We start from the raw sequence: 16973 nt of genomic DNA, 5'->3' as shown, positions 1-16973 counted from the left end.
TTGAGTACATTGGAGTGTTTTATGCATAATCACAACAGTCAGGACGAGACGAGTTCACGACGTATTGGCCTGGTGTTTTTGCTGAATTTGGGCTTCACGATCATTGAGTTTATTGGCGGGCTGCTGACCAACAGTACCGCGATTATGGCCGATGCGGTACATGATCTGGGTGATAGTCTCTCTCTTGGCAGTGCCTGGTTGTTATCACGCTGGGGGCAGAAAACGGCTAATAATGAGTTCACCTACGGTTACCGCCGCTTAACCTTATTTGGTGCCTTTTTAAACAGTATTGTGCTTATTGCCGGTTCCATTTGGGTGATCACTCAGGCCATACCCCGTATTTCTGATCCTGTGATGCCCGTCACTGAAGGTATGCTCGCATTAGCCATATTGGGTGTGACCATTAATGGGTTTGCGGCTTATCGTATTAGCAAAGGCAGCACGATGAACGAAAAAGTGCTGAACTGGCATTTGCTGGAAGACGTGTTGGGATGGGTTGCTGTACTGGTTGTGTCGGTGATCCTGCAATTCGTGGACTGGCCAATACTTGATCCATTGCTATCAGTCGGATTTACCTTGTTTATCTTATTCAATGTGATTCGTAACTTCTGGGCAACCGGCAAGATTTTTCTACAGGCAGTGCCCGACAAGAACCTGCATGATGAGATCCGACACAAACTCTTACACATCGATGGTATCAGTGACATTCATCATCAACACCTTTGGTCGCTCGATGGTGAACAGCATGTCCTGACGGCTCATCTCGTGATTGAGGGCAGCCTTGAAAACGGGCGATACAACAGCATCAAAGATTCCGTAGCCGAGACTTTAAAACCATTCAGTCTGGCTCATACCACCATCGAGATCGAGTTAAAACAAGAATACTGCCGTGATGAATCCGCTCACTAATTAACGTTGAGGGACTAGTGACGCAGTTGTAATATGCGTCGGGCCCCATTCATCACAATAAGTCCTATCACCAAACCGATGATTAAGTCGGGGTAGTGTGAACCTGTCCATGAAACCAACAAACCTGCCAAGATAACGCCAGAATTGGCTATGACATCATTGGCGGAGAAAATCCAGCTGGCTTTCATATGAGCGCCGGCATGGCGTTTTTTTGCAATAAGAAGTAAGCAGGTCACATTAGCAGCGAGAGCGATTAGTCCCATCATGATCATAATGCTGGATAATGGTTCACTGCCATAGAGGAATCTTCGCAGGACTTCAGCTAGGACACCAACGGCAAGTATCAACTGCAACCAACCGGAAAAGTGCGCAGCACGCAGTTTCTTATTAGCGCTATACCCAACGGCATAGAGGGAGACGCCATAAACTGCGGCGTCTGCAAACATATCAAGAGAATCCGCAATCAACCCGGTTGATTCTGCCCACCATCCTACAAATAATTCAGTCACGAATAAGATGGCATTGATGGCCAGTAACCATTTTAGAATGCCCGCTTCTTGCTGTGAGCTTGTTTCTTCTGCATCCAGTACGTTGGTAAGTTCTTCATCTAGTACGGGCTCAGTTTTTTCAAGCGTTGCACCTAGATCCAATGATTGCATCCGCGACTCAATCGTTGTTGCATTGTCTCCGTGGAAGATGCGGACTTTACGATTAGGTGTGTCAAATTCAAGTATGACGCCGGGTTCAATCCCATCCAATGCCATGCGGATCATACCTTCTTCAGAAGGGCAGTCCATTTTTGGAACTTTGTATTCACTGACATAACTATATTCAGTCATATGACACATTACTCATCGGTGTATAGATAATAGTTATAAACTCTTGGGATTATTTGTACATTTACACTGCTTTGATAACCATTTTAAATGGCTTTAGAGGCTATACCAAGTGAGCAGCAATTCAATATGAATCGTGGGATGAACGCTGAAGGCCTTATTTCACACTGAGCAGAATAGCCAATATCGCTCACGAAAATACCGTCCTCACTAACGTTTATTCAAATCTTCGAGCATGCGTAAGTATTCCTTACGGTCGATTTCTCCCCGTGCATAACGGTCCTTGAGAATTTCGATAGCTGATTTCCCTGGGACAAGGGGTTCTTGTGGCCCTTGTGTATTTGCATCCGATGGCTGTGCAGCATGCTTTTGCAGGTAGGCTGTGATTGTGCGCAGCTCGTTTTCTGTAGGCGCCTTGATATTCATTGCTTTATTATTGCTGCTCATCCATTGCATGCGCGTATTCATGCGAGCCACGATGGTCGGCCAAGCTGGAGCCGTATGCTGTTTAGGGGTTGGTGATGCATGGCACTGCATGCAGTACTGCTTAATCAGCCGCGCCCCGGCCGAGTTCAGTTCAGGTAATTCCACCGTACCAGAGGCATTAGGCATCATCCCTCCCTTCATACCACCGCAGCGTCCTTCCCAACTTCCACCACAGGTACCACACATAGCTTGGGCGATTTTTTGACCATTATCGGCAGGGCGTTGAATCTCACGCGATTCAAAGGGGGTCTTATCAGCTGACATGACAGGTAATGCAGTTAGTGAAGTAGCCATTACGGTTACCGTACTGCCAAGTAACATACGATTGCGCTTATTCATGAGTGTTTACCTCTAGTAATGTTGAACTCTGTAGCACCTGAAATCTATTTTGACCTTCGTATTCAGTAAATGAAGCTTGATGAAGAATATTAAAAACCATATAGTTACTATAAGGTCAATAGAGAAAAATAAATGTTGGGGGGCCGGGAGATGCGTATTGGACAATTGGCGCAGTTGGTAGGGATCGAAACACAGACAATCCGCTTCTATGAACAGCAAGGATTGTTGTCACCGCCTGATCGACAAGAGAACGGTTATCGTAGTTATACGAAGATGCATGGAGAGCAGCTCACCTTTATACGGCGCTGCCGAAAACTGGATCTGTCACTCGTAGAAATTCACGAACTCCTAAGCTACCAGAAACATCCGCATCAACCTTGTTCCGCAATTAATAGCTTGCTCGATGACCACATATCTGACGTGCGAACCCAGATAACTTCTCTGCAAGCGCTTGAGAATCAACTTGTTTCACTAAGAGCGAGTTGTAGCAATGAGCGGGAAATTGAGACGTGTGGTGTTCTTGCTGAAATTAGTGATCCAAAGATACATTCCTAATTAGTTGTCGTTATTCCTACGCAGCTGACAGACAGAGATTTGTCAGATCAGATTCAGGTTTCATTTAGATTCTTAGCAGGTAATAAATATCGCAACGTTTTTCTAGGGCTTGTTGATCATTGATGTTCAAAACTCAATCAACCCGCACAGGCAGCTACATGATGCTGAAAGCAAGCATAAGCATGCCGTGATAATTACGCTAAATCTTGTCATAACGCATTGCAATAGCCTGAAAATGTTTGATTCTCGCAAAGACATTTCCAATCAGGTGTCTAGCGGTACAACACCGCTCCATACCCTGATTGCCAATACGATTATTTTAAAATCGTGAGGTTACTGGCCTCAGATTATGGCGCTTGACTTGATGCCTTAATGCTTCGCTATGATAGCCTTTGTCGGCAGTGACATTTTCGGCGGTGAGAGCGCATGCAATTAGGCTTTGAGCATAAACCACATCATTGACCTGACCGCCTGATAATTGTGCATGGACAGGAAGCAAGTAGCGACATCTTCGGTTACATCAAGATGCTTTACAACTCAAGACGACTATAAAATTTTAATAATCAACTGTCGCCTATCGAGTTTGAAAACCGATTTTCAAACGGCTGATAAATGTCTAGAAAATCGGTGGCTATTCACTGTGAGTCGGTCACAACACTATAGTCAAAACCATCAGTGTGCATTTGAGCTTTGATTGCGGCCGTTTTCTCAATGAATTCGGTCTTCTTAGTAACATGCAAAGGTTTTATTTCGACGAACTTACGCTTAGGTGTCGAATATCGAAATATTTCAAAATCTGGAAAGTGATATTTGTATTTGTCTTCCCGAGTGTACCGGTAGCGGATGGGCTGTGATGTATAGCCCCTTACATCATCATCAAACTCCAAATAATACATAAAGTCGCGTTCTATCTGCGATTCCCACTCCACAAGAACCTGCATCTTGGCACTCATAAAGCTACCAATAACGTTTTTGCGACCTTTTTTATGAATTGACCTTGCCGGCTCACTCATTATTCATACTCCCTCATCCCAACATCAGGCTATAACATCGGCTATGAGGAGCAAGAATAATCTATTTTATGGTCGTTTTTTTACAAGTTATGATCGTACCTACACGGCTGCTCAAAGTATTCAACCACGTCATCATCAAACTCTAGGTAATAAAGGAAGTCACGCTCGATTTGTGAATCCCACTTGACCATTCTGCCAAGTTTAAAGCTGGGAAATGAGCCCACAACTCGGTTTGGTCCTTTATTGTTAATCTCTCTCGCTAATTCACGCATAAAAAATCCCTCACATGACTAACTATAACAAAGTCATCAGGTGAGGGATATTTATGACCACATATTTAAAGGTTTATGCCCATAATTTTAAGAATTATGCCATTACCTACAATCTATATCGAAACTGAAAACTTGATTGGCTATCAACACATAGCAGTCGTATTTATCTAGATACTCAAAAGAGGCTAATTCCCCAAGAGTTAAAAAAGATGAAAAAGAGTTTTCAATATCTCGTTTTACTCTTCCAATTAACACTGGGCAGGCTTTGTCTCTATAGTATTTGTTTAATAATTTGAGGTTAGAGAAGCGTGGTTCTTCTCGAAGTGATTTCTCTGTAATTATTTCAAAATCATGACCTGCCTCGTCCATGGCAGTGGCGATTGTTTCGTATTTCAGTCTGATTTCATTTTTAAGTAACTCGGATTCTGGTTTAAGCTCTACATACTTGAGCTTGCTTGTAGATTTTCTCCGAATCTCATAATCAGGGAAGTAATAATGATATGTATGATTGTGAAGGTATTTGAATTTTATGGGTTGTTCAAAATATTCAATTACATCATCATCAAACTCAAGATAGTAAAGGAGATCACGCTCAATCTGCGAGTCCCATTTGATCATTCTGCCAAGTTTTACACTTGGGAATGAGCCTACTACGCGGTTGGGCGCTCTATTATTAATTTTTCGCGACAATTTGTGCATAAACCCCCTTCACCAAAGCTGAGTATAACAAAGCATTAAGGTGAAGGGGTATTTACAGGCATATATTTAAAGGCTTATGCCATTAATTTAAAGACTTATGCCATTCCCTACACTAACGAAGATTAAATATTTATTTAGTGTTTATTTGCGATCGATACTATAAATATCTTACATAACCTTCGATTTTAGTTTTTCTCATTTTAAATGTTATTTTTACTCATTCTCAATGTTAAAAACTCAAAATTAATGTTACTCAATGGCATTTTTATCTCGAAGCGTATTAGATGCAAGAAACGAGATGTCTTTCGTAGTTCCTTTATTATTACTTGCCATATTCAGAATCAACCTCGTTTCAGTTAAAAAACTTTGGAATCAAATAACCATAAGCGAATGAGACTTATTATCAGGGTCGCTTATGGTTACATTTCGGTCACTGAATCAGTTACGCGACAATTAGTCCCACTTGAGGCCACCGCCTGTTTGGTACTCTGTTACTTTTGTCTCAAAAAAGTTCTTTTCTTTCCGCATGTTAGCTTGCTCATCAAGCCAGGGTAGAGTGGCTTCTGCACCGGGGAACGGCTCTTCAAAGCCTAACTGTTTCGCACGACGGTTGGCTGTGTAACGGAACTGGCCGTGATGCACTTCTTTTGAGTAACCTAAAATCGGGTCACGCAGAATGTAGCCCGCGTAGGTTTCTTCAGCGGCATCGGCTTCTTCAAACATCTGTTGGACTTTTTCGGGTCCAGAGTGACGTTTTCTTCTTTCATGATTTGCTTACAGACGCGAATACCGAAAGAGGCGTGCATGACTTCGTCACGCATAATGTATTGCAGCTGTTCGGCGGTGCCTTTCATCAAACCACGACGTTGCAGAGCAAAGATTGGACTGAAGCCGTTGTAGAACCATGAACCTTCGAAGATGCCAGCAAAGAAGGCATAGGACATGATGAAGTTTTCCAGTTCATCCGGATCACGCAAATCAATATCACTACGCATGACGGTGTTTAAACGGTCATTCGCCAGTTTAATTTTTTGGTAAATCTCTGGCACCACACGGTAGCGGTTATAGATTTCTGACTGATCAAGACCAATGGTTTCGATGCAGTGCTGGTATGTCCATGTGTGTAATGATTCTTCATACACTTGGCGAGCCTGATAGATTTGCAGTTCAGGCGCAGTCATTTTTTCCATCACCGCCAGACCAATATTACGCATCGCTAAGATGTCTGATGTGGTCAGGTATGACAACACGTTTTCATAAACATGGCGTTCTTCCAGCGTCAGTTTATGACGGTAGTCATGAACATCTTGCGCCATGTTGATATCCAGCGGTGTCCAGTGATTCTTGTTGGCATTAAGAAAGTAGTTCCATGCCCAAGGGTATTTGAACGGCGCTAACTGGTTAATATCGGCTTCACCATTGATAACGCGTTTGTCGTCAGCATTGACGGGCTTGGCGTTTGATAATGGCATTTGCTTGACCTCAGCCGAAGCGGGTGCTTCGCTGAGATCGTTAGCCGCTGGTGCAGCAGGTTGTTCTGCTGCTTTTTCTTCGCTTTGTTTTTTTGCTTCTGCAGTACCGGCTATCGGTGCTGAGAATGGATCATCCCAATTCAACATTACTGACATGCCTCACAATCTGGTTCTAAAATTGAACACGCTTTTGGCGCTTCCATACCTTCACCTAGAACTAAATCGTCCATGCTTGCTGATGAGCTGGCAACCGGCGCTGGCGTGCTCGCGGCGGCAACTGCTGTTGGCTTGCTTGGTGCAGGCGCTTCAGTTGCTGTGGTTGGTGCTGTGCTGGTTTTTTCTGCACCTGTTGCCCCCATAGAGCGGAGGTAATAGGTGGTTTTCAAGCCACGTACCCAAGCCAGTTTATAAAGGTTGTCCATCTTCTTACCTGATGGTTCAGCCATATATAAGTTAAGGCTTTGAGCTTGATCCAGCCATTTTTGTCGGCGTGATGCGGCTTCAATTAACCAGCGTGCATCCATTTCAAATGCGGTGGTGTAGAGTGATTTCAACTCAGCTGGAATACGGTCGATGCCTTGCAGGCTACCGTCGAAGTATTTCAGATCGTTAATCATCACGTCATCCCACAGGTTACGTGCTTTCAAGTCTTCAACCATGTATGGGTTGATAACAGTGAACTCACCTGACAGGTTCGATTTCACAAACAGGTTCTGATAGGTCGGCTCAATGGATTGGCTGACACCACAGATGTTTGAAATCGTCGCTGTTGGGGCAATCGCCATGGTGTTTGAGTTACGCATGCCTTGACGTTTGATCTTGTCACGCAGCATATCCCAATCCATAGTTTTGCTTTCGTCTTGTTGCAGATATTCACCACGCGCTTCTTTCAATAGTTTGATTGAATCGATTGGCAGGATACCTTTGCTCCATAAGCTACCTTCGTAGGTTTGGTATTTACCACGTTCTGCAGCTAAATCAGACGAGGCGTCGATAGCGTAGTAGCTGATTGCTTCCATTGATTCATCAGCAAATTGAACGGCTTCATCAGAGCTGTAGGGAATACGCAGTTTGTACAGGGCATCCTGGAAGCCCATCAGGCCTAAACCGACAGGACGGTGCTGTAAGTTTGAGTGGCGTGCTTGCGGTACGCTGTAGTAGTTGTACTCGATAACGTTATCTAACATACGCATCGCGGTACGAACGGTTTTTTGCAGTTTTTCTTTATCGAGCTGACCGTTTTCATCAATATGTTTCACCATATTGACGCTGCCTAAGTTACACACCGCAATTTCTTTGTCTGATGTGTTCAGGGTGATTTCTGTACACAGGTTTGAGCTGTGAACCACACCAACGTGCTGTTGTGGGCTACGCAGGTTACATGGATCTTTAAATGTGATCCAAGGGTGGCCTGTTTCGAACAGCATGCCTAACATTTTGCGCCATAGGTCTGTCGCAGGCAGTTGTTTGAAGTTACGAATATCGCCACGAGCCGCTTTTTCTTCGTAAGCTTCATAGGCTCTTTCAAAATCAAGACCCGTTAAGTCGTGTAAGTCTTCCACTTCTTCTGGAGAGAACAGGGTCCATTGACCTTCTTCAGCCACACGCTTCATGAATAAGTCTGGAATCCAGTTAGCGGTATTCATATCGTGCGTACGACGGCGATCATCTCCGGTGTTTTTACGCATATCCAGGAATTCTTCGACGTCGATGTGCCATGTTTCTAAGTAAGCACAAACCGCACCTTTACGTTTACCACCTTGGTTGACAGCAACAGCAGTGTCGTTAGCTACTTTCAGGAACGGTACAACACCTTGTGATTTACCATTGGTACCTTTGATGTGAGCGCCCAGACCACGAACACGTGACCAGTCATTACCCAGACCACCGGCATATTTTGATAACAGCGCATTATCACGCATCGCGTTATAAATACCGCTCAGATCATCCGGTACGGTGGTCAGGTAGCATGAAGATAATTGTGGACGCAGTGTGCCTGAGTTGAACAGGGTAGGCGTCGAGCTCATGAAGTCGAAGCTTGATAACAAGTTGTAGAACTCGATAGCGCGCTCTTCACGATTTAACTCATTGATAGCCAGGCCCATGGCGACACGCATATAGAAGGCTTGCGGTAATTCAAAGCGCGTACCATCGAAGTGAATGAAGTAACGGTCATATAACGTTTGCAGACCCAAGTAGGTGAACTCAAAGTCTAATTCTGGTTTAAGTGCATTACCCAGTCGATCTAAGTCAAACAAACCTAATTCAGAGTCAATCAGTTCTTTTTCAATCGCTGTTGAGATGTAGGTTTTGAAATAGTCACTATACAAATCACCCATTTCTTGTTGGGATGCTTGTTTTGGCATTTTGTAAACAAATGTCAGTGCTTCACGACGAATACCATCCATCAGCAGGCGAGCAGCCAGTGTGCTGTAGGCAGGATCTTTTTCGATGAAGGTACGTGCAGCCATAACCAATGCTTTTTCGACGTCAGCCTCTTTAACGCCGTCAAACAAGTTACGTTGTGTGTCGCGTAAAATCGCATCACGGTTTACTTCTGCCAGACCTTCACAAGCTTCTGTAATCAGATTGTGTAAACGGTCAATGTCGAGAGGTTGACGAGAGCCATCAGCTGCTGTGACGTGCAGGGGAGATTCGTTAGCAGGCTGGGGATGTTTCTTTTCTTCTTCAGCACGTTTTTCTGATTGTTTTTCACGATATACAACGTAAGAACGAGCGACTTTGTATTCGCCTTCACGCATCAGGGCTAATTCGACCTGATCTTGAATATCTTCGATGTGAACGGTGCCACCATCATCAATACGACGTAAAAGGTTGTCGGTAACTTGTTTGGTCAGCTTGGCAACTGTGTCGTGAATACGACGACTGTCTTTTGCTGAATCACCTTCAACAGCCAAAAAGGCTTTGGTGATAGCGACAGCAATTTTGCTGCTATCAAACTCGGTGACTTTACCGTTACGACGGATAACGCTGTATCCACTTTCGGATGCTGATGAGGTATAAACGGGTTGTGCTGTTTCGCTCGCCATAATTGAAATCCCTGCAATAATGTTTAAATAATCAAAAAAACATAAAACCACTAGAGGTTGTGGTTTTGAAATGATTGAACCACAAGATAGTGTGTTTTTGAAGGCTTGGCAAGTGGAGATTTTGCACATAAATTGTGCACTTTTTGTGGATAACTTGCTGTAGGTTTAGAGCTAAGTCAGCGCCTATGCGGGATCACAGCTTTTGTTACTTTTTGGTGCTCGAAAAAACTTTTTTTATTACGATAAAAAATACAAATTTTGCCGTGTCTGCTTCAAGGGGGACGGGCATCATACTGGTGCTGATTGTTTTGTTCAACCAGCACCAGAAGACTTTTCGCTAAACGCTTAAGAACTAGAATGTTTCTGTGACAGAGACGGCTGTCGGGTGCATCAGTTGATGTGCTTTCTTAAGATTCTTGCGCCCATCTGTCTGAACAATCAACGTCCATAGATTATGACGCTTTGCGGAAACCGTATCGTTAATTAGCGGATCGTGATCGGGGCGTAATGAGACTAATCCAGCCAATAACATACCAACAAATGTACCTACAATCGCGAGTGCGATATAGGTATAGAGAGGGCTCGATTGGGTCATCATTGGGCCAGATGCCACCAGAGCACTGGCGATGGCCAAGCCAACTAATAATCCGATACCACCAAAGATAAAGTGAGAACGGGTGATAAAACGTGCAATTGCTTTGGATTCAGGTTCGATTTTTTCACTGGTGTGGTTGTCTTTGGGCTGAATCATTTCGATGTCTTGGTGTTTGAAATGACCGTCATTTACCAGAGTTTGTTTGGCTTCTAACGCTTTTTGTTCATCATCAAATACAGCAGCCAGCTTGCTTGGTTTACTTTCTTGGTTGATTTGCATATCCATAAGGCAATCTCCTTTTTGGGGTAAACACAGTATAGGAGACAATAGAAACGAAGCAGATATCCTTATCTGCTTATATTTTTTGGAATTTATCGTGTACTGACGCTGAAAACACCAACGAGCTGACTGAGTTTTTGTGCGGTATTTTTTACCATGACAGAGCGATGCTGTAACGCATCAATGGCCTGTGACATCAGGCTAGCTGACTGGCCGACGTCTCTCGCGGTTACACCGTGTAACTGGCTATTTTGATCCAGTTGCTTGATGGTGGAAAACATTTGCTCAACAAGTTGATGAAGTTGCGTATTTTCTGACGATGCTTCTTCTGTTTTCTTTAAGCTACGATCGACATTCTCCACACCAGACTCCATGAATTTATACGCATCTAAGGTTTCCGACTGGATGGTTTCAATCATTTGTCGAATTTCATCTGCTGATGTAGCTGTTCTCTGAGCAAGATTTCTCACTTCGTCAGCCACAACTGAAAATCCTCGGCCATGATCACCGGCACGAGCTGCCTCGATAGCAGCATTGAGTGCGAGTAAGTTGGTTTGATTAGTAATTTCAGTGATGACGCCAATGATATTACCAATTTCTGCTGTCCTACTATGAAGTGATTGTACGGCTTTAGCAGAGGTTTCCACGACATCACGTATTTCTTGTGTACCACTTCGTACGGACTCGTATTGCACTCTGGCTTCATGAACGACTTCATCCATGGCTTGTTTCATGGCCTCAGCAGTGGTTGATGCATTCCCAATATCGCGCATTTGCTCTTCTAACAATTGCAGCATTCTTTCTATTGCTGTCGCGACTTCATTAGAAACATGAAACGCTTCTCGGTTTGTTTCGAGCATGGCTTCATTGGTGTAACTGACATTGGTGCTGGTTTTAATGACTTGGCCAACTATGCCATCAAGATTATCAATGAAACTATTAATCCAACGTCCCATATCACCGGTTTCATCATTGACAAATGTGGTGTTATCAAGCCTTTGTGCAAGATTACCTTCACCTTCAGCGATGGTTTGAATAACATGGGTCATTTCATCAAGACGATTGGCGAGAGGGTTAGTTGTCAACTTTTTGTACATAACTGCAATGACACCGACCATGGCTATAGATATGGCATTGACACCAATTACAGGCAGTGTGGTGAAGGCATGTAGTGCCATATTGGTACCTAGCAAAACAAACATTGATGTGACAAAACCTTTCATTAGGCTGACATTGACCGAGCGGCGTCTGTAGACTTCTTCTAAATCACCCTCACACATCATGCCCCAGCGATCTGGCGAACCTCTAAGCTGGAAAGTAACGCCTTTCCCAATGACCGGAATATGACGATAATCAGAATAACCAGGATAGGTAACAAATAAGTTTTCACCGTTACGAATAGTTTCACGGACGCCGGGATGAAGTTCGTTGGTAGCCGGATCGGTAAAGCGAATTTCAAATTCAGTGTGGCGTTGGATTTTTACTGAACCGAAGCCTGTATGAATCCCACTTTTCAGGTTTTCCCCATGGGAAAATGTATCATCCTCAAACCGAGAGCGAGATAAGGCAATGCCTTGTTGTAATCCAGATTCGAACTTGGATTCCACCATAAAGATGTAGTTATCGCCAGACTCGGGATAGATGTGACCCGCTTCCCGCTGAATAAGGTCTCCTAATACATCATTAGGAACACGTCCACATACAGCACCCACTGTTTCCCCATCGATAATCAATGGATGATAGAACATGAGCGTGACTTCATCATGAAACTTCGAACTTGAAGGACCTATGTCTAGCGTTAATTTATCGATGTAAGGTCCATGCAAAAACTGACTGCTAATACCTTGTTTTATTGCCTCAGAAGACAAGTCGGATTTATTGATATGAGGTGAATAGGTTGATTGAGTGACCGTACCATGGATATCAATCGTGAATATTTCAGAGAAATCAGGCGCTGCATGGAGCCTATCCAGTAATAACGATGAGGGTAATTCTGGATAACATGCTGTCAACTGTTCTGCGAGAAAGGCCATTTGATTCCAATGATTGTCTGCCCATTGGTGGAGAATCTTGACACGTGTTGCCGCGATTCCCTCAAATGTTTTTTCTACTTTTTGGTAGTTATGTCGATTAAGTCGGCATGACCAGGACATGGCCAGTTTCCCGGTCGGGCCGAACCAAGGTAACCACGTTTTTTCTTTGTGGCTTAGATTCATTGAAGTACTTCGTAATGGACTCATTGTTACCCCTAACAGTGTTATTCAATACTGCCAGAGCAAAAAACAGACCAATACGAATAGTATCTATTTTGGTATACCTACAAAGAGGTAGTAATAATAAAGTGCACGAATTAAGTGCGAACGAGCTATGAAAGCGATCCATTGTGGCGCTGTAGAGTTATGGCCAAGTCCTCTGATGGATGAGTTTATAAGTTCGATATGGCGTCTTTAACCTCATCAAGGTGTTGTTTGACCTTTACATTGCGCCACTCTTGCTGAAGTACACCATTTTCATCAATGAGAAATGTACTTCTTACGATGCCCATGTGTTCTTTACCGTAGAGTTTTTTGAGCTTGATGACATCGAATAAGCGGCAAGCTTCCTCTTCAGAGTCTGATAATAAGTCGAATGGAAATGATTGCTTGGTTTTGAAGTTTTCATGCATACGAAGACTGTCGCGTGAAATACCAAAAATGATGGTGTTGTGCTCAGTGAAGAAGTCGATATTATCGCGGAAATTTTGACCCTCGAGTGTACAGCCGGGCGTATTATCTTTCGGATAAAAATAAATTAAGACGCGTTTGCCTTTCATGGCTGAAAGTTGGAAAGTTTTATCGCCTGTGCTTGGCAGTGTAAAGTCTGGGACAGCTTCACCTACTTTAACTTGTGTCATCTTAGTCGTCCTGTTTGATTAGATTGAGAAAGAAAAGTACCTTACACAATTCAGTCGGATCTTGTCATCAACAGGCAGGCAAAGTACCATGCCTGTTATTTTTTCGGAGTCATTTAAATATGTTTAGCGGCAGTATGGTAGCTCTTGTCACACCCATGCAGGCAGATGGTGCCTTGGATGTTGACAGCCTGCGAAAGCTGGTCGAGTTTCATATCAGCCAGGGCACAGATGCCATTGTCGCTGTCGGTACGACCGGTGAATCTGCAACCTTGAGCGTAGAAGAACACTGTGACGTGATTCGTCTGGTGGTGGAACAAGTGAATGGGCGTATCCCCGTGATTGCCGGTACTGGTGCCAACTCGACTTCAGAAGCTATTGAACTGACTCAATCGGCAAAAGATCTTGGTGTTGATGCAGTTTTGCTTGTTGCGCCTTATTACAACAAACCGACTCAGCAGGGCATGTATCTCCATTTCAAAGCCATCGCTGAAGCAGTCAATATTCCACAAATCTTATACAACGTGCCAGGTCGCACTGCATCTGATTTGCTACCTGAAACGGTTGGAAGATTATCAGAGCTTTCCAATATTATCGGCATCAAAGAAGCTACTGGCGATGTTTCTCGTGTTCAGCAGATTAAACAATTATCACGAGAAGGCTTTGCTCTTTACACTGGTGAAGATGCCAACACTGTCGATTTCATATTGGCAGGCGGTCAGGGGGTGATTTCTGTCACCGCAAATGTCGCGCCTAAACTCATGCATGAAATGTGTCAGGCTGCTTTAGCTGGGAATGAGACTTTAGCTCGCGACATTAATTCAAAATTAGTGGCTCTGCATCAATTCTTGTTTGTCGAGTCAAATCCCATACCCGTAAAATGGGCTTTGAACGAAATGAGACTTATTTCTAGTGGCATTCGTTTGCCAATGACGGTATTGTCTGAGAATTATCATCAATCTGTGCGTGATGCATTGAACACTGCCGGTGTTCTCAACTAAATTCAAGTGAGTGAACTGTATTAAATGAACGTAAAATTATTTAAACAAACATCGCTGGTTGTCATGATGACGACTGCTCTAACTGCTTGTGGTGCTTTCTCATCATTAGATGAAGTGGTTCCAGATAACACACAGAAATACCGTAAAGCTGAAACTATGCCACCTCTCGATGTGCCGCCCGATTTAAGCACTAGTCGAATTAAAGATGACATCTCTGGTAAGCAGACAAATACAGCGACATACTCTGAATTTGAAGAAGCGGCAACCAACCCATTAGCTGCAAAATACAATATTACGCCTGAATCCAAACCTGCATTATCAGGTGAAGGTGCAGACCGGCATCTTGTTGTGCCTGGTGACCGTGAAGTGACTTGGCAACGTATCATCGATTTTTGGGCGACTAAAGATTTAGGGATTGCACGTGCTGATGACCGTATTGGTCTGATGGATACCACAGCTGATGCAGATGGTTATGTCTACCGCATTCGAATGGAACGTGGTGATACCTCTAAAATGGCCAATATCTATTTGGGTAATGCCGATAGTGAACAAGCTAATAACCAGAAAGATGAAGCGATGCTTCGTCAATTAGCTGATTATTTAGGCACGCTGTACCAGCAAGATATGGAGCAATTTAAACTGGCGACCCCAGCGCCACCACCAGAAGAAACTGCTCGTGTGTTATTGATGGATGATAGTAATGGTCAGCAAAGTTTATTAATTGAGCAGGATTTCTCAACAGTTTGGGGACGTGTTGGACGTGTCCTAGATAGCAAAGGCTTCTCAGTTGAAGATCGTGATCGTAGCAAAGGTCAGTATTTTGTCCGCTACATTGATCCATTCAAGCAAGCTGAAGAAGATGATGAAGGCATGCTGGATAAACTGGCCTTCTGGCGTGATGATGTCGAGAAAAAACCAAACGAATACTACTACATTAAGTTGCTGTCAGATGCTGATCAAACACGTGTAATGGTATTAGATTCAAATGAAGTGCGTACTTCTGATGACTCTGCCAAACGTTTGTTAGATCTGATTCAGGAACAACTTGCACCATAATGCGATTTGCTTCCCTTGGAAGTGGTAGTCGAGGTAATGCGACACTGGTAACAGCTGGAAAAACCACAGTCATGATTGACTGTGGTTTTTCTGCTCGTGAAGCTGAGAAACGTTTACGGAAACTGGGCGTTGACCCTTACCAGCTATCTGCTTTATTAGTTACACATGAGCATGCCGATCACATGGCTGGTATACGTGTCATGGCCCGAAAATTTCGTTTGCCTGTCTATACCACACCGGGCACAGCAGGTTGTTTGCCGGTTGATATTGCAGCGCATATCAAGACATTTAATTGCCATGAAACATTCAGCATTAATGATTTAGAAGTTGAACCATTTCCCGTGCCACATGATGCACGAGAGCCGAGCCAGTTTGTTTTTGGTAATGGTCAACACCGCTTAGGTTTGCTGACGGATGTCGGCTCCATCACACCGTTGATTGAGGAAACATTATCTGGCTGTAATGCCTTACTGTTAGAGGCCAATCACGATATGATGATGCTGGAGCAGGGGGAATATCCTGAACATCTTAAGCGGCGTGTTGGTGGCAGACTGGGGCATTTAAATAACGTGCAATCCGCCTCATTACTTGAGAAAATTGACACCACAAACTTGCAGCATATTATGGCAATGCATATTTCTGAAAAAAACAATTGTCCATCGCTTGTTGTGCCGTTACTTGCTGACGCACTGGCTTGTGAACATGATTGGATTGGCATTGCAGACCAAGAGGCCGGTTTTGACTGGCGTGAAATAACTAACCGCTAAGAGATAGCTGATGCAAAAGAAACAAGAATTGTATTCTGGTAAAGCCAAAAGTGTTTTTGCTACAGATAATGAAGATTATGTCGTACTGAGCTTTCGTGATGATACGTCTGCATTTGATGGTGAAAAAGTCGAACAGTTAAATCGTAAAGGCATGGTCAATAACAAGTTTAATGCGTTCATTATGCAATATTTGGCTGATAAAGGCATTCCAACTCACTTCGAAGAGCTGTTGAACGATACGGAATCCTTGGTTAAAAACATGCAAATGGTGCCGGTTGAATGTGTGGTACGGAATGTGGCCTCTGGTAGCTTGGTTCGTCGCCTTGGCGTCGAAGATGGACTTGCGCTCAATCCTCCCGTGTTTGAATTTTTTCTTAAGAATGATGCGTTACATGATCCGATGATCAACGAGTATCACATCGAAACATTCGGCTGGGCTAAAGCTGAAGATATAAGCAAAATGAAAGAGTTAACGTTTGAAGTTAATGAACATTTACAGAGGCTATTTGCCGATGCCGGCATGATTTTAGTGGACTATAAACTAGAGTTTGGCTTGTTCAAAGGTCAGATCTTTTTAGGTGATGAGTTTAGTCCAGATGGCTGTCGTCTGTGGGATGCAGAAACACGTAAAAAACTGGACAAAGACCGTTTTAGACAAGGTCTGGGTGGTGTCATTGAAGCCTATGAAGAAGTGGCACAACGTATCGGTGTGACGCTATAGAATAAAGTCATTCAAGGTTCATTTCGTTGTATG

14 protein-coding genes and 2 pseudogenes are annotated in these 16973 nt (G+C 43.6%); 7 read left to right on the top strand and 9 right to left on the bottom strand.

Annotated elements, in window-relative coordinates; translation table 11 throughout:
* Positions 1 to 21: 21 nt before the first annotated feature.
* Positions 22 to 909 carry a cation diffusion facilitator family transporter gene (locus QUE24_RS00185; protein WP_286304709.1) on the top strand — a complete coding sequence of 296 codons (888 nt, stop codon included), beginning with the start codon at positions 22 to 24 and terminating at the stop codon, positions 907 to 909.
* A gap of 14 nt (positions 910 to 923) precedes the next feature.
* Here the strand turns inward: QUE24_RS00185 and QUE24_RS00180 are convergent, their stop codons facing one another.
* Together QUE24_RS00180 and QUE24_RS00175 are read right to left on the bottom strand one after the other, a co-directional pair.
* On the bottom strand, positions 924 to 1748 hold the full coding sequence (locus QUE24_RS00180) for a cation efflux transmembrane domain-containing protein (protein ID WP_273152492.1): 825 nt from the start codon (positions 1746 to 1748) through the stop codon (positions 924 to 926).
* A gap of 207 nt (positions 1749 to 1955) precedes the next feature.
* Positions 1956 to 2570: an SHOCT domain-containing protein gene (locus QUE24_RS00175; protein WP_008290363.1), complete on the bottom strand. Its 615-nt coding sequence runs from the start codon at positions 2568 to 2570 to the stop codon at positions 1956 to 1958.
* A 132-nt stretch (positions 2571 to 2702) separates the two neighbouring features.
* Here QUE24_RS00175 and cadR point away from each other — a divergent pair, with 132 nt between their 5' ends.
* Together cadR and QUE24_RS15905 are read left to right on the top strand one after the other, a co-directional pair.
* Entirely contained in the window at positions 2703 to 3125 is a 423-nt protein-coding gene (cadR, locus tag QUE24_RS00170) for a Cd(II)/Pb(II)-responsive transcriptional regulator (RefSeq protein ID WP_425357430.1), read from the top strand.
* A gap of 492 nt (positions 3126 to 3617) precedes the next feature.
* Positions 3618 to 3745, top strand: a pseudogene (locus tag QUE24_RS15905) (IS3 family transposase); the annotation flags it as partial.
* Positions 3746 to 3760: 15 nt separating this feature from the next.
* Here the strand turns inward: QUE24_RS15905 and QUE24_RS00165 are convergent.
* The 7 genes and pseudogenes from QUE24_RS00165 to QUE24_RS00135 form a co-directional block, all read right to left on the bottom strand.
* A complete protein-coding gene (locus tag QUE24_RS00165) occupies positions 3761 to 4138 on the bottom strand; it encodes a TnsA endonuclease N-terminal domain-containing protein (protein ID WP_286304706.1) in 378 nt (125 codons plus the stop codon).
* Between the two features lie 374 nt (positions 4139 to 4512).
* Positions 4513 to 5109: a TnsA endonuclease N-terminal domain-containing protein gene (locus QUE24_RS00160; RefSeq protein ID WP_286304705.1), complete on the bottom strand. Its 597-nt coding sequence runs from the start codon at positions 5107 to 5109 to the stop codon at positions 4513 to 4515.
* A 453-nt stretch (positions 5110 to 5562) separates the two neighbouring features.
* Positions 5563 to 6728 (bottom strand): annotated as a pseudogene (locus QUE24_RS00155) (ribonucleotide-diphosphate reductase subunit beta).
* Positions 6728 to 9631, bottom strand: a complete 2904-nt coding sequence (locus QUE24_RS00150; RefSeq protein WP_286304704.1) for a ribonucleoside-diphosphate reductase subunit alpha — start codon at positions 9629 to 9631, stop codon at positions 6728 to 6730. The pseudogene QUE24_RS00155 and the gene QUE24_RS00150 overlap by 1 nt, the downstream one beginning before the upstream one ends.
* 352 nt (positions 9632 to 9983) lie before the next feature.
* The gene (locus QUE24_RS00145; protein ID WP_286304703.1) at positions 9984 to 10511 is read right to left on the bottom strand and encodes a hypothetical protein; all 528 of its coding nucleotides are present in this window, start codon (positions 10509 to 10511) and stop codon (positions 9984 to 9986) included.
* 86 nt (positions 10512 to 10597) lie between these two features.
* The gene (locus QUE24_RS00140; RefSeq protein ID WP_286304702.1) at positions 10598 to 12745 is read right to left on the bottom strand and encodes a methyl-accepting chemotaxis protein; all 2148 of its coding nucleotides are present in this window, start codon (positions 12743 to 12745) and stop codon (positions 10598 to 10600) included.
* A 185-nt stretch (positions 12746 to 12930) separates the two neighbouring features.
* Positions 12931 to 13398: a peroxiredoxin gene (locus tag QUE24_RS00135; RefSeq protein ID WP_286304701.1), complete on the bottom strand. Its 468-nt coding sequence runs from the start codon at positions 13396 to 13398 to the stop codon at positions 12931 to 12933.
* A 119-nt stretch (positions 13399 to 13517) separates the two neighbouring features.
* Between QUE24_RS00135 and dapA the strand changes: the two genes are divergently transcribed.
* From dapA to purC, 4 genes are read left to right on the top strand one after another with little or no spacing between them, the layout of a single operon-like run.
* On the top strand, positions 13518 to 14396 hold the full coding sequence (gene dapA / locus QUE24_RS00130; RefSeq protein WP_286304700.1) for a 4-hydroxy-tetrahydrodipicolinate synthase: 879 nt from the start codon (positions 13518 to 13520) through the stop codon (positions 14394 to 14396).
* Positions 14397 to 14420: 24 nt separating this feature from the next.
* A complete protein-coding gene (bamC, locus tag QUE24_RS00125) occupies positions 14421 to 15452 on the top strand; it encodes an NlpB/DapX family lipoprotein (RefSeq protein WP_286304699.1) in 1032 nt (343 codons plus the stop codon).
* Complete coding sequence (locus tag QUE24_RS00120) at positions 15452 to 16219, top strand: MBL fold metallo-hydrolase (RefSeq protein WP_286304698.1); 768 nt, start codon at positions 15452 to 15454, stop codon at positions 16217 to 16219. Before bamC ends, QUE24_RS00120 begins: the two co-directional genes overlap by 1 nt.
* Before the next feature lie 10 nt (positions 16220 to 16229).
* Positions 16230 to 16940: a phosphoribosylaminoimidazolesuccinocarboxamide synthase gene (purC, locus tag QUE24_RS00115; RefSeq protein WP_286304697.1), complete on the top strand. Its 711-nt coding sequence runs from the start codon at positions 16230 to 16232 to the stop codon at positions 16938 to 16940.
* Positions 16941 to 16973: the final 33 nt, after the last annotated feature.

This window comes from Methylophaga marina (genome assembly GCF_030296755.1).
GTDB lineage: Bacteria > Pseudomonadota > Gammaproteobacteria > Nitrosococcales > Methylophagaceae > Methylophaga > Methylophaga marina.
Note: the sequence above shows the minus strand (reverse complement) of the source record. Positions and strands in the feature narration are given on the sequence as shown.

What these genes read in the sequence shown, in the direction of transcription:
- QUE24_RS00120 (WP_286304698.1), top strand. Translation starts at nt 15,452, where the DNA reads ATGCGATTTGCTTCCCTTGGAAGTGGTAGTCGAGGTAATGCGACACTG.
- cadR (WP_425357430.1), top strand. Translation starts at nt 2,703, where the DNA reads ATGTTGGGGGGCCGGGAGATGCGTATTGGACAATTGGCGCAGTTGGTA.
- QUE24_RS00145 (WP_286304703.1), bottom strand. Translation starts at nt 10,511, where the DNA reads ATGGATATGCAAATCAACCAAGAAAGTAAACCAAGCAAGCTGGCTGCT.
- QUE24_RS00185 (WP_286304709.1), top strand. Translation starts at nt 22, where the DNA reads ATGCATAATCACAACAGTCAGGACGAGACGAGTTCACGACGTATTGGC.
- dapA (WP_286304700.1), top strand. Translation starts at nt 13,518, where the DNA reads ATGTTTAGCGGCAGTATGGTAGCTCTTGTCACACCCATGCAGGCAGAT.
- purC (WP_286304697.1), top strand. Translation starts at nt 16,230, where the DNA reads ATGCAAAAGAAACAAGAATTGTATTCTGGTAAAGCCAAAAGTGTTTTT.
- QUE24_RS00150 (WP_286304704.1), bottom strand. Translation starts at nt 9,631, where the DNA reads ATGGCGAGCGAAACAGCACAACCCGTTTATACCTCATCAGCATCCGAA.
- QUE24_RS00135 (WP_286304701.1), bottom strand. Translation starts at nt 13,398, where the DNA reads ATGACACAAGTTAAAGTAGGTGAAGCTGTCCCAGACTTTACACTGCCA.
- QUE24_RS00140 (WP_286304702.1), bottom strand. Translation starts at nt 12,745, where the DNA reads ATGAGTCCATTACGAAGTACTTCAATGAATCTAAGCCACAAAGAAAAA.
- bamC (WP_286304699.1), top strand. Translation starts at nt 14,421, where the DNA reads ATGAACGTAAAATTATTTAAACAAACATCGCTGGTTGTCATGATGACG.
- QUE24_RS00160 (WP_286304705.1), bottom strand. Translation starts at nt 5,109, where the DNA reads ATGCACAAATTGTCGCGAAAAATTAATAATAGAGCGCCCAACCGCGTA.
- QUE24_RS00175 (WP_008290363.1), bottom strand. Translation starts at nt 2,570, where the DNA reads ATGAATAAGCGCAATCGTATGTTACTTGGCAGTACGGTAACCGTAATG.
- QUE24_RS00180 (WP_273152492.1), bottom strand. Translation starts at nt 1,748, where the DNA reads ATGACTGAATATAGTTATGTCAGTGAATACAAAGTTCCAAAAATGGAC.
- QUE24_RS00165 (WP_286304706.1), bottom strand. Translation starts at nt 4,138, where the DNA reads ATGAGTGAGCCGGCAAGGTCAATTCATAAAAAAGGTCGCAAAAACGTT.